General features: G+C 61.2%; 4 protein-coding genes. All 4 read left to right on the top strand.

Annotated elements, in window-relative coordinates:
* Window positions 1-77 precede the first annotated feature (77 nt).
* The gene (locus K3F48_RS20445; protein ID WP_222577293.1) at window positions 78-8651 is read left to right on the top strand and encodes a non-ribosomal peptide synthetase; all 8574 of its coding nucleotides are present in this window, start codon (window positions 78-80) and stop codon (window positions 8649-8651) included.
* Window positions 8652-8824: 173 nt separating this feature from the next.
* Window positions 8825-12043 carry a non-ribosomal peptide synthetase gene (locus tag K3F48_RS20440; RefSeq protein WP_222577292.1) on the top strand — a complete coding sequence of 1073 codons (3219 nt, stop codon included), beginning with the start codon at window positions 8825-8827 and terminating at the stop codon, window positions 12041-12043.
* A complete protein-coding gene (locus K3F48_RS20435; protein WP_222577291.1) occupies window positions 12036-13634 on the top strand; it encodes an MBL fold metallo-hydrolase in 1599 nt (532 codons plus the stop codon). The genes K3F48_RS20440 and K3F48_RS20435 overlap by 8 nt, the downstream gene beginning before the upstream one ends.
* A 31-nt stretch (window positions 13635-13665) precedes the next feature.
* A partial coding sequence (locus K3F48_RS20430; protein ID WP_222577290.1) for a condensation domain-containing protein occupies window positions 13666-14207 on the top strand: 542 nt, incomplete at its 3' end.

The raw sequence follows: 14207 nt of genomic DNA, 5'->3' as shown, positions 1-14207 counted from the left end.
GCGCGTGACGGAGCGACCCGCGCAGCGTCGATTTTAGCCGGTTCGAAGAGCCTGGAGAAAAGACGATCATGACCTCGATGACGCTGCTTGCTGAGGCCGATGAAAGATCGTGCGAGGCATCGACGGACCTCGTCACGCTACTCCGTTTGCGCGCGGCGTCGCAACCAGACGATACGGCCTATATCTTTCTCGAAGATGGCGAGAGGGAGACGGCGCGCCTCACATTTTTGCAGCTCGATCGTCGCGCAAAAGCGATTGCGGCGCAGCTTCAATCGGAGGGACTCGAGGGGCAGCGCGCCTTGCTGCTCTATCCGCCGGGCCTCGATTACATCCAGGCGTTTTTCGGTTGTCTCTATGCCGGCGTGATCGGCGTTCCCGCCTATCCGCCGTCGGGGCGTCATCTCGAGCGGCTGCAGTCGATCTTCGTCGACGCGGCGCCGGCGACGGTGATGACGATCGCGCCGCTTCGCGAGCGGATCGGCGCCGAAGCGGAGGAGAAGCTCGGAGCGAGCGGTTGTCGCTGGACTTTATCGGACTGCGTCGGACCATGCGAGGGAGAGTGGCGTCCGATCGCGGTCGAGCCGGACCAAGTCGCCTTTCTGCAATATACCTCGGGCTCGACGAGCTCTCCGCGTGGGGTGATGGTCAGCCACCGAAACCTCATCGCCAATCAGTCGCTCATCAAGGAGAGATTCGGTCACGACCGGCGATCGACACTCGTCGGATGGCTCCCGCTCTATCACGATATGGGGCTCATCGGAAACATTCTGCAGCCACTCTATGTCGGCGCCACGGCGATCTTGATGTCGCCGATGGCGTTTCTCGAAAAGCCGGTCCGCTGGTTGCAGGCGATCTCACTCTATCGCGCGCACACGAGCGGCGGACCCAATTTCGCATTCGACCTCTGCGTTCGCAAGATCACGCGCGAGGAAAAGGCGACTCTCGATCTCGCGTCATGGGCGATCGCATTCAGCGGCGCAGAGCCGGTCCGCGCGGCGACGCTCGACCGCTTTGCAGCGGCCTTTTCCGAATGCGGCTTTCGCCGGGAGAGCTTTTTTCCGTGCTATGGCCTCGCCGAGGCGACATTGGTGGTGACGGCGCCGTGCTTCGGCGAAGCCCTCTCGATGCGACACGCGGCGCGCGGCGAGCGCGACAAGGGAGAAGGCCTGGATCTGCGGACGGGCGTCGACGCATCCATCGTCGGATGCGGACGCGCCTGGCAGGGACATGAGGTGGCCATCGTCGATCCGCAGACGATGCGCCGACGAGTGGATGGCGAAGTCGGAGAGATTTGGGTCAGAGGACCGAGCGTCGCATCAGGCTATTGGCGCCGGGATGGCGCGACGGAACAGGCCTTTCGAGCACGGATCGCCGGCGAGGGCGCGCATGTTTTTCTGCGCACCGGCGACCTCGGCTTCCTCGAGGATGACGCGCTCTATGTCACAGGTCGCTTGAAGGATCTCGTCATCATCGGAGGGCGCAATTTCTACCCGCAAGATTTCGAATATGTGGCCGAGGAAATGGACGAGATCCGTCCCGGCTGCGCTGCGGCATTTTCGGTGACGATCAGAGAGCAAGAAGGCTTTGTGATGGCGCTCGAACCGCGTCGGTCGATTTTGAACGCGCTGCGGGATGACAATTGCGCGCGAGCATTGCTTCGATCTGCTCGCGATCGTCTTGCGAGCGAATGCGAGGTCTCGCCTGTCGAGATCGTTCTGGTCAAGTCGGGATCCATTCCAAAGACGTCGAGCGGCAAAATTCGGCGCGGCGAATGTCGTCGGCTCTATCTCGAGAACGCGCTGCAAATTATCGCACGCGAGAAGAGCGAAGACGCCGACTCGAATTCGAAGGAGCTGGAGGCTTCGGATCGAGGAAAGGATGCGCTGCTACGCGATGCGGTCGCGCTTCTGCCCAAGACGCAAAAAGCGGCATTGATCACCCGCTTTCTGACGTCTACCGCGGCGAAGCTGCTGAATGTCTCCGAAGGCGCTCTCAGCGGCGACATTTCCCTGCGACGAAGCGGGCTCGATTCCTTGCGGCTCGTCGAGCTCGCGCACGCAGTCGCATCGCTTGTGGACGCGGATGTTCCATTGTCGCTGCTGTTCTCGGACGTCAGTTTTGCGGAAGCAGCGGAGGCGATCGCGGATTTGACTCCCGCCCAGGCCGATGCAGCACATGCGCAGGAGCGCGGGCTATCCGAAACAGAGCGCGCGATATGGGCGGTGCATCAGCTCGATCCTTCGAGCGTCGCCTACAACCTCCATCTGACGGTCCGCATGTCCGGCGAGGTCGACAGAGAGAAGCTGCGGTTGGCCTTCCGGGATATTCTCGAGCGGCATGCAATGCTGCGGAGCGCCTATCGGATGGACGGAGAACAGATTGTCCGATCCGTATTGGAGCTTGCGGAGGTCGAAGACAATTTCCACTTCGTGGAGGCATTGGATTGGGCGGAGACGCAGCTCCACGACGATATCACGGCCCGAATCTTCGAGCCTTTCGCGCTGCAGCTCGGCGTCGCGCCGAGGGCGACTCTCTACCGCCGAAGCGAAGGCTCCATCCTGCTGTTGTGCGCGCATCATATTTCCATCGATCTCTGGTCGTTGATCCTGCTGCTCGAGGAGTTGCGCGAGGCCTATGCGGCGCGGCGGAGCGGAACAGGATCGCTCGTCGCGCCGCCGCGGGCCGCCGATTATCACGCGTTCGTCTCGAGCCAGAAGACGTATCTGCAGAGCCCCGTCGCAGACGCCGATTGGGCCTATTGGCGCGGTCGCCTCGGCGACGAGCTGCCGATTCTGGCGTTGCCACTGGATCATCCTCGGCCGGTCGAGGCGGACTATCTCGGCGCGAGCGTTCATTCGCACCTCGACGCCGGACTGACCCAGAAGCTCGACAAACTCGCCCAGGCGAATGGAACGACTTTGTTCGCGCTGCTCCTCGCGGCGTACAAGGTGCTTCTCTATCGTTATACGAATCAGTCGGACATCATCGTCGGAACCGCGAGCAGCGGCCGCCACCGCGCTCAATTCTCCCGTGTCATCGGCAATTTTGTCAATCCTCTGGCGCTGCGTTCCCGCGTCGCGCCGCGAATGCGCTTCGTCGACTATCTTCGCGAGGTGCAGACCGTCGTCTCGGAGGCTCTGACTCATCAAGAGTTTCCATTTTCTCAATTGGTCGAGCGTCTGCAGCCGGAGCGCCGTGCGGGCCAATGGCCGGTGTTTCAAACCTGGTTCGCCTTGCAGCAGGCCCAATCGGGAGCCGATCGCGCCTATGCGCAATTGCCGCTTTGCGGCGACAGCGAGACGGTGACCTGGGACGATCTGACGATTTCAGGTCTTGCCGTCGCAACGCATATCGAGCGATTCGACCTGAAATTGGTTGCGGCGCGCACCGAGAGCAGCCTCGCCTGCGCATTCCAATATCATCGCGCTTTGTTCAACCATGCGACGATAGTCGGTCTCGCTGAACAGTTCGAGGCCCTGCTCGATGCAATCGTCGCCGATCCCAACGCGCGCATCGGCTGTTTGCCGCTACGGGGCGCCGCAGGCGCTTCGGAAGCGACGCCTCGTCACGTGCATGGCCCGCTCATTCACGAGCTCGTATCCGCATGGGCGGAGAAGGACCGCGAAGTTCTCGCGGTCGTCGGCGCGGACGGCTCCTACACCTATGGCCGATTGGAGCATGAAGCCAATCGGCTGGCCAACTTCCTCGTTGAAAACGGCGTCGAACGTGACGCGCCGATCGGACTCTGTGTCGAGCGTTCGGCCGCCACGATCGTGACGATCATCGCAATTCTCAAGGCCGGCTCTGCTTACCTTCCCATCGATCCAGAACTTCCGCCACAACGCATTGCCGCCATGTTGGGCAGCGCCGGCGCGCGACGTCTGCTGTGCCGAAAGGAGTGGTTCGAGCGCTCGCGACTCGATGGCGTCGAACCGATCCTTCTCGAGAGCCATGCCACGCAGATCGCGGCGCAGTCGAGCGTTGCGCCGACGATCCGAGCCTGCGCCGGAGATCTGGCCTATGTCATCTTTACATCCGGCTCGTCAGGTTCGCCCAAAGGGGTCGCAGTCACCCATGGCGGACTCGTCAATTACACTCGCGCGATCCTGGCGACGCTGGGAAATGAAAGCGGCCGTCACTTCGCTCTCGCTTCAACGCTCGCAGCGGATCTCGGCCACACGTCGGTGTTTCCGTCTCTGGCGAGCGGCGGCTGCCTGCATGTGCTCAGCGCCGAGCAGGCGACGAATCCACAGTGTTTCGCGGACTATCTCACGCAGCATCCGATCGACGTTCTGAAGATCGTGCCCTCGCATTATCGGGCGCTGCTACCGACATTGCAGAACGGCGCGCCGCTGCCGCGCAAGGCGCTGATCTTCGGCGGCGAACGCCTGCCGCTCTCCCTGGTGAAGCGCCTCGAGACCGCCGACGCCGGCTGCGCCATTTTCAATCATTATGGTCCGACCGAAACGACGGTCGGCGCCATGGTGCTTCCGCTGACCGCCAGCGTGGCCGCGTCGGTCGCTGAGGACAATGTTCCGATCGGGCGGCCGATCGACAACACGCGGGTCTATGTGCTCGGCGCTGATCTCGCCGCAACGCCGCAGGGAGCGATCGGCGAAATCTGTGTCGCCGGCGCCGGACTGGCCCGAGGCTACATTGGGCGGCCGGATCTGACGGCAGAGCGCTTCCTTCCCGATCCATACAGCGCTGCCGGGGATCGGCTATACCGGACGGGAGATCTCGGACGTATCGCAGCCGACGGAGCCGTCACATTTCTCGGCCGCATCGATCAGCAGCTCAAAATCCGCGGCTTTCGTGTTGAGCTCGGCGAAATCGAGTCGCGGCTTCTCGAATGTGACGGAGTCGCCCAGGCGGTGGTCGCGCCATTCGAAGAGGCGAGCGGCCAAATCCGTCTCGCCGCCTATCTCGTAATGGAAGGGAGCCACGAGGTCCCGACGGATGCGCTGCGCGCGCGCCTCTCATGCTCCTTGCCCTCGTATATGATTCCGGCGGCCTTCTCGATTCTCGACGTCCTTCCGGTCACGGCGAACGGAAAGATTGATCGCAGGCGGCTTCCGAAGCCGGACGCGTCTTCGCCGCTGCACGACGCCTATGTCGCCCCGCGCAATGAGACCGAGCGCATTCTCGCCGATGTCTATCAGGATGTTCTCGCCATCGATCGGATCGGAGTCGAAGACAACTTCTTCGCGCTCGGCGGCGACTCGATCATGAGCATTCAAGCGTCGAGCCGCGCGCGAGGCTTGGGCCTCGTGCTCAGTCCGAGCCAGATATTTCGGCATCAAACCATAGCGGCGCTGGCGCCGACGCTCGCCACGAGAAGCGGCGTCGACGCGCGTATCGCCCAAGACCGCGCCGTCGTTCGTGTGGACGAACAGACGCAAGCTGGCGGCTTCGACATCGAAGACGCCTACGCGCTGACGCCTTTGCAGGAGGGCCTGCTGTTTCACACGCTGTCCGAGCCGGGTTCCGGCGTCTATGTGATGCAGCACCGCTATTGGATCGAAGGCGTCGTCGACGTCGAGCAGTTTCGACGCGCTTGGCAAGCCATCGCCGATGCGCATCCGATTTTCCGAACGTCATTCGATTGGGAGGGAACGCCGGCGCCGCGGCAAGTGGTTCATCACAGCCTCGAATTGCCCTTCGCTTACGTGGATTGGATGGAGCTGGAGGAGGGCGAGCAAACCCGTCGTCTCGATCTGCTCCTGGCGAAAGAGCGGAGCGAGGGCTTCGATTTGCGCAAAGCTCCGCTCGTGAGAATTCGGCTGTTCCGCCTGCGGAGCAAGCGCTATCTGCTGATCCGCAGCCATCACCACATTCTGTTCGACGCATGGTGCACATCATCGATTCTCCAAGAACTGAGGAGCAATTATCAATCTCTGATCGAAGGGGGCGGCGCTCCGCCGCGAGAACGTCACGGCTTCCGTGCCTATGTCGATTGGCTGAGCCGACAGAACATGGGCGCGGCGGAGGAGTTCTGGCGTCGCAATCTCGAAGGATTCGGCGAGCCGACGCCGTTCTTCGGTCGTCGATCGCCAACCTCAGGCGATCACGGGACCAAAGTGGTGGAAGACGTCGTGACGCATCTTTCGCACGACGACACCACACGCCTCGATCAGGTCGCGCGAGATCTCCACGTCACGCCCAACACCTTCGTGCAAGCGGCCCTGGCCCTCCTGCTGGCGCGCTATACGCGGCGCGCCGAAGTGGCGTACGGAATCACCGTGTCTGGACGTCCGGCCGATCTCGCGCATGTCGAGCAGATACTCGGATTGTTCATCAACGGATTGCCGCTTCGCGTCGTCATCGACCCGAGCGAGCGCCTGTCGTCGCTCCTGAGCAGAATTCTCGAGCAGAATTACGCGATCCGAGACCATGAATATGTGTCGCTGACCCAAGTCCAGGAATGGAGCGAGGTCCCGCGCGGCAATGAGTTGTTTCAATATCTATTGACCTATGAAAATGCGCCGGTCGATTCGAGCCTGCTCGAATCGCGCGCTGGCTGGCGCTTCACCGACAGCTGGCACCGAACGCACACGAATTATCCTGTGACCTTCGTGGTCATACCGGGGCCGCGCCTTCACCTGCAGATCACTTACGCGAACGATCGCCTCGATCCGGCCGCGGCGCGGCGGCTGCTGGATGATTACCGGCGCTTGCTGGAGATGACGATCCGCAGTCCCAACGCCAGATTAGGCGAATTTGCGGCGCTCGGCGCCGACGAGCGTCGTCTCGTGGCCGAAACCTGGAACGAGACCAATCATTCTTATGCCGAGCCCTGCGATATCATCGGGAGATTCGAACGACAGGCGTCGGAGCGGCCGAAAGATATCGCGGCGCGTTGTGGCGGCCGATCGATCACCTACTCCGACCTCGCGCTGCGGGTCGATCGCATAGCCTGCGGCCTGATCGAACATGGCGTCGAGCCTGATGAGGCGATCGCCCTTCTGGACGAGCGTGGCATCGATTTTCTCGCCGCGATGCTTGGAATCTTCAAAGCAGGCTGCGGCTATCTCCCACTCGATCCGGCCTATCCAGACAGCCGTATCGCGCAGGTGCTCCAAGAGGCGCGAGTGCGTTGGCTGGTCGCCGGATCAGCAGTCCGTGAACGGACGCAAGCGCTCCTCGTCGAGTGCGGAGGCGTTGCTCCTCGGGTGGTCGGCTACAGCGATATCGCGGCGGAGCGACACTGCGGAGCCGATCTCGCGCGGCGATATGGTCCGAGAAGCCTCGCATTCGTGATCTATACATCTGGATCCACCGGAAAGCCGAAGGGCGCGGCTGTCGAGCGGCGAGGAATGTTCAACAATCTCATCACCAAGGAGCGTGCGCTCGATCTTGCGCCCGCCGACGTCATCGCACAGACAGCTTCCCAATGCTTCGACATTTCCGTGTGGCAATTTCTCACCGCGCTGGCGATCGGCGCGCGCGTCGAAATTTTCCCGGACGAGATTTCGCGCGATCCGGCTCGCCTCCTTCGCGAGATCGAAGCGAGAGGCGTCACGATCCTCGAAGCCGTTCCGTCGATGATCCAGGCGCTGCTGGACGCCGTCGAGAGCGGCCGCGAGCTCGACTCTCTGCGCTGGCTGCTGCCCTGCGGCGAAGCCTTCACGCCGGAACTCTGCAGACGCTTCATGGCGCGCTTTCCGAGGGTGCGTCTACTCAACGCCTATGGTCCTGCCGAATGTTCCGACGATGTGTCCTATCACCCGATCGAGGCGCCGCCGGAGGGCGACGAACTCAGCGTCCCGATCGGACGGCCCGTCGATAACACGAAGCTCTACGTCGTCGATCCGTGGCTGAATCTCGCGCCGATCGGAGCGGCCGGAGAGATATGCGCGACCGGCGTGCAGGTCGGACGTGGATATTTGGGCAGGCCGGATCTCACGGCCGCTGCTTTCCTTCCCGATCCGTTCGGCGGGGACGGCGGACGCCTCTACCGAACCGGCGATCTCGGTCGATGGCGTAGCGACGGCGTCCTCGAATTTCTCGGTCGCGTCGATCATCAGATCAAGATCCGGGGCAATCGAATCGAACCCGGCGAGATACAGGCGTGCCTGATGACTCATACCGCCGTGCGCGAAGCCTATGTCATGCCGCGTGAAGTGTCGAAAGGCGTCTATCGCCTCGTCGCTTACGTCGTAGGCAGCGTTGTCGACGCTGGCGAGCTGCGCGAGCACGTCGTTCAGAGACTACCCGAATTCATGGCCCCTGCGGCCTTCGTCTTCCTCGAGTCTTTGCCGCTGACTCCGAATGGGAAGGTCGATCGCAAGAGGCTGCCGGATGGCGAAGCGGATCGGCTCTTGGCGCGGCGACACACGGCTCCACGGAACGCGACCGAAGAATTGCTGTGCGATATTTGGGCAGAGGTTCTTAGAGTAAAGGTCGTCGGCGTCGAAGACAATTTTTTCGAACTCGGTGGTCATTCCCTGCTGGCCATCCAAATTCGCTCGAGAATACGTCAGGCGTTCGATGTCGAGCTTCCACTGCGCTCGATCTTCGAAGCGACGACGGTGGCGACGCTCGCCGAAAGGGTCGAGGATGCGATCCTCGAAGCGCTGGAATCCGTGACCGAAGAAGAAGCGGCGGCGGCGCTTCAACGGCAGACGGCCGAACAGCATCTTCGGATCTGATCAAAGCAGTAGAGAGCGGAGCCTTTGTGACGATGACCACAAATGCAATAAGCCCTGCCAGTCGAAAGTCGCGCCTGTCGGATGCGAAGGCGGAACTCCTCGCCTTGCGACTGCGTGGACGCAAGACCGATGGGCTCAGCGAAATTCCGACTCGGCCTCAATTCGAGAATCCCTTGTCCTTCGGTCAGGAGCGCATCTGGTTCCAATGTCGCTTGAACACGAACTCCGCTCTGTATCATATCCCTCTGCTTGCCTGGCTGGATGGCGATCTCGACGTCGATGCTCTCGAGGCCGCCATCAATGAGGTGATCAGAAGGCATGACGTCTTGCGCGCCGGCTATGTCGAAAAGCAAGGCGCTCCGACGCAGTTCATCTTGCCCTCGCTCGTGTCGACCCTTGCGCATTGCGACCTCCAGGATATGACGCCCGAAACGCAGGACGACGAGGTTCGTCGACGAGCGGCAACGGAAGCCCTGACTGCTTTCGATCTCGCAAAGCCGCCGCTTCTTCGTGCGACCCTTCTGCAGCTCGCGCCGATGCGCCATGTGTTGATGATGACCTTGCACCATATCGTCTGGGATGGTTGGTCCAGCGGACTGCTCATCAGGGAGATCGGTCATCTTTATGCCGATGCGCTTCGGGGGCTTCCGGGCTCTCTGCCCCCGCTGCCGATTCAATATCCCGACTTCGCTTATTGGCATCGCCAGATGATGGCGGGCGATGACGGGCGACGGCAGATCGAATATTGGAAGAAACGTCTCGACGGCATTCCCGAATTGTCCGCGCTGCGAACCGACAGGCCGAGACCTGCGACGCAGAGTCACAGCGGCTTCAGCCATTCATGGCGCTTGCCCGATTCTCTTTGCCGAGCGCTGACAGAGCTCGCGCGTGAGCAGGGCGTCACATTATTCGTGGCGCTGCTCGCGGCCTTCAAAGCGTTGCTCCTTCATTACACCGGTCAAACCGATGTCGCTGTCGGAACCATAGTCGCGTCGCGTACGCGCAAGGAGCTCGAGACCTTGCTCGGATTCTTCGCGAATGCTCTGGTTCTACGAACGCAATATGCGGATGATCCGTCATTTCGGGCGCTTTTGGCGCGCATCAACGAATGCGTTATGGACGCGCAAGCGAATCAAGACGCTCCCTTCGAAAAGCTCGTGGAGGAATTGGTCAAGAAGCGTGGGCTCGCCCATAATCCGCTGTTCCAGGTGGCGTTCGTCCTGCACAACCTTCCCGCCGAAAAGCTCGAGCTGCCCCGGCTGACAATTCGAGTCGAGGAGACCAGCACGAAGTCGTCTGCTTTCGATCTTGTCCTGCACGTATTCGACGACCGGCCGGGGTTGAGAGCGAGGATCGAATATGATTGCGATCTGTTCGATCACTCCACAATCACGAGAATGGCGACGCATTTCGACGCATTGGCCGGTAGCGCGGTCGAGCATCCAGATTCGCCGATATCGACGTTGTCACTGCTCGACACCGAAAGCGCGGGTAAGATCATCGTAACGTCGCAGGCGGAATTGAGGCGCCAGACGAGCGACGGCGCACTTCTACATCAGATTGTCGGGGCCTCCGCTCTGCTGGAGGCAGACGCAGTCGTGTCGGGCGAGTCACGCATTTCCTATGGCCGGCTCGGTGTGCGTGCGCGGCAGCTCGCACATCACCTCGCGAGCCTCGGCGTCGGGCCGGACACGCCTGTCGGCGTTCTCGTCGAACCTTCCGTTGATATGATCGTGGCGATCCTCGGCATCCTGGAGGCGAACGGCGCTTACGTGCCGATCGATCCGTCTTATCCGGCCGCGCGCATTCAGCACATAATTTCCGATTCCGGAGCCGTTGCGATCGTGACAACGCAGAGCGCTGCGCGTGTTCTGCCCGATATGGCGGCTCCTTTTGTTTTCCTCGACAGCGACGCCGAGCTGCTGGCGGCGCAGCCGACGAGCGCGTTGCCCGTTACCGCGCAACCAGGAAACCTCGCTTATCTGATCTACACATCCGGCTCGACGGGCGCGCCCAAAGGCGTGATGATAACTCACGGCGCCGCAGTCGCTTCGACACTCGCGCGGCGGCAATATTACTCCGATCCGGTCGAGGCCTATCTCCTTCTGTCGTCGATCGCCTTCGACAGTTCCGTCGCGGGCGTCTTCTGGACGCTCTTCGACGGCGGTCGCCTCTGTATTCCGGACGAGCGCACACGCCGGGATCCCGGCGCGTTGATTCGGATGATCGAACAGCAGTCGATCTCGCATCTCTTGTGTCTGCCGTCGCTTTATTCGGTGATCGCGCGGCTCGCTTGTCCCGAGGCATGCGCGACGCTGCACTGCGTCATCGTCGCCGGCGAGGAATGCAGAGCGGAGATGGTGGCGGCCCATTTCGAGCGCCTTCCAGGAGTTGCGCTGTTCAATGAATATGGCCCGACCGAGTGTACGGTATGGAACACGGTGGCCGCTATCGAGAAAGATCAGCGCGAGCCGATGAGCATCGGCAAGCCGGCGCCGGGGGCCAAGGCTCTGGTTCTCGGCTGCGGAGGCGCGGTGTTGCCGGAAGGCGTTGCAGGCGAGCTCTACGCTGGGGGACTCGGGCTGGCGCGCGGCTATCTCGGGCGTCCCGGTTTGACGGCCGAGCGCTTTTTGCCGAACCCGTTCGGCGCTCCGGGAGAACGATTGTATCGGACGGGCGATCAGGTGCGTCGTCGCGCCGATGGCGCGCTCGATTTTCTCGGGCGTGTCGATAATCAGGTGAAGGTGCGAGGCTATCGCATCGAGCCCATGGAAATTGAGGCTGTGCTTCTTCGTCATGCGGGCGTGGATGAAGGCGCTGTCGTGGCCACGAACGAAAAGGGAGCAACGAGGCTCGCCGCCTTCATCGCCACGCGGGAACGTGACATCGCTATTCAGAGCTATTTGGCTGAACGGCTGCCGAGCTACATGGTTCCCGAACGCGTCGTGATCTTGGAATCGCTCCCAAAACTACCCAATGGTAAGATCGACCGCCGCGCGCTGAAAATCGAAACGACCGCCGCCGTTCCGGATCGGCGTTCGACGCAGCCGCATTCGAGTGGGCTCACGAAATTGCTCGCGGAGATCTGGCGGGACGTTTTGGGGCTGGAATCGGTCGGCGAGGACGATGATTTCTTCGAGATTGGAGGCAATTCGCTCTCGGCGATTCAGGTGATCGCCAGAGTGCAACAGCTGCTGGGCGAAAATATTTCCGTCGCCGCGCTATTCGATAACGGGCGCCTGCGGGAGTTCGCACGGGAAATCGAAGGCGCGATCGATAGCGACCCCCACGTCGAAGAACTGACGTCGCTTCTGGCGGAGATCGAGCGTGTGGTGGAGCCGCTCTCCGTCCCACAGACGGAACGGACCCGAGGAGCGAGCGATAATGTCTAGCGACACGCTTTATCGACTTGCGGAAAGCACGTGCGTCGAGCCGCTCGTCGGGCGGTGGGTGGCGTGGGCCCATGTGATGGCGCCGGCGCTATTCAGCATGCATTTGACGAATTATCAGATGCAGACGCTTCGGTCTTATCTTTCGAATCCCGCTTTACACGAAACATGCTGTCGGGATCCCCGCCTCCTCGGCGGGCCCTTCGTCGATATTGCGAAGGAACGGTCCGGGGAGGTTGCGGCGCTGCTGGCGGAAATGGAGGAAAAGCTCGCAGACAATGTCGAGTTCGCCCGCGGGTTGAGCGACTTCCAGAATCGAATCGTCGAGGAGGCGAAGGGGGAGAGCCTCCAGAGCTATTATGAACGCGCCCCGAAAAGCCTACGCGGGTTCATAGAGCTGATTTACGATTATTACGACCGACCGATCATTCGCTGTCTCGAAGGCATGCTCTATCGAAGTTCATACTACAAGAAGGAGCTTCAGTGCCTCCGCCTCTTTCGACAGGAGCACGATCTCTCCCGACCCAACTATCTCAGCACGCCGAGGCTTAGCGACGAGACTGCCTATGATTGGCGCGTGCGTTTCGACGACGCGCGCGTGGATGCGCTGTTCGATCTCGATCGAGAGCCGAAACCCTTGGCCGACATTTTCGAGCTTCTGGGAGCAGCGCCAGACGAAAAGAGGCGGTTGCGATCTCTGTTCGAGGAAGGCGGACCGAGGCGTCGTGAGCCGTGGCGAGACGACTCTGTTCGCGTTCGCTATTTCGGCCATGCCTGTGTGCTGGTGGAGAGCAACGGAATTTCGATACTGCTCGATCCCCTGATTTCCATCAAGCCGAGCGTCCTGGAGATCGACCGCTATACATTCGACGACCTTCCGGGCCATATCGACTACGCGCTCATTACCCATGGCCATCACGACCACTTCGTCGTAGAGACGCTCTTGCGTCTTCGCAGTCGAATCGGAACTCTGATCGTGCCGAAAAACGCCGACGCATTTTTCGGCGATATTTCGCTGCGGCAGCTTGCGGGACAGATCGGGTTCCGCAATGTGACGGAAGTCGAGTGCCTCGATGAATTGCCGATCCTCGGCGGGCGCATCGTCGCGGTTCCATTTCTCGGCGAGCACAATGATCTGCCCAGCGCCAAATCCGGATACTTCGTGCAGATGAACGGACGGAGTATTTTGTTTGGGGCGGATTCGAACTGCCTCGATGCGACCGTATATACGGAAATCCATCGAATGCTCGGCCCGATCGACGCCTTGTTCGTCGGAATGGAATGTGTCGGCGCCCCACTCTCCTGGGTGTATGGTCCCGTACTGCCGACGAAGCCGAATGTCAAATACAACAAGGATCGGCGTTCGAACGGCTGCAACGCATCTGCGGCTTTCGAGCTCGCGCGCGCGATCGACTGCCGTCGGGCCTTCATTTATGCCGTGGGGCGTGAACCCTGGGTTCGATATCTGCTCGCATTGCAGCCATCCGAAGGCGACGTCTATATGGCGGAAATCGGAGCTTTTATTCGGCGACTCCGAGTAGAGGCGCAGGTGGACGGCGAGCTGCTTTTCGGCAAGGCCGAATTCGTTTTGTGACATTGATCTGACCTGTTTTGGGAGAATGAAAATGAGCGAGCTCATCGAACGTATTGCGCGTTTGCCTCCCGAAATGCGGGCGTTATTGGTGAAGCGTCTCGAGGAGAGGAACACTGCCGATACGATCGCGTTTGAACGATCGGCTACCGAGAAGCCTTTATCGTTCGCGCAACAGCGGCTGTGGTTCATCGAGCAGGTGACGCCGAATAGCCCGCTCTACAACAATGGGCGCGCATTTCGTCTGATCGGACAGCTTCGCTTCGATTTGCTCGTTGCGGCGTTGAATGAGATCGTGCGACGTCACGATGTGTTGCGGACACGGTTCGTTGCGCGGGAGGGGGAGGCGCGGCAGGAGGTTTTGGATCGGCTGGAGTTGGCGCCGTCGCTGATCGATCTCGGCGCTCTGCCGGAGATCGAGCGGGAAGAGGAAGCGCGCCGTCGCATCGGCATGGAGAGCGCGCAGCCGTTCGATCTGTCGCAAGGCCCGCTGCTTCGACTTCTCGCGCTCGATATGGGGCGCGCGCAGACGGGTGAGCGCGAGCATATTGTCGTCTTCACGCTGCATCACATCGT

The sequence above is a fragment of the Methylosinus sp. Sm6 genome (assembly GCF_019802345.1).
GTDB lineage: Bacteria > Pseudomonadota > Alphaproteobacteria > Rhizobiales > Beijerinckiaceae > Methylosinus.
This window is presented reverse-complemented; position numbering and strand designations above follow the sequence as displayed.

Coding starts and splice junctions, on each gene's coding strand:
- K3F48_RS20435 (WP_222577291.1), top strand. CDS start 12,036: ATGTCTAGCGACACGCTTTATCGACTTGCGGAAAGCACGTGCGTCGAG.
- K3F48_RS20445 (WP_222577293.1), top strand. CDS start 78: ATGACGCTGCTTGCTGAGGCCGATGAAAGATCGTGCGAGGCATCGACG.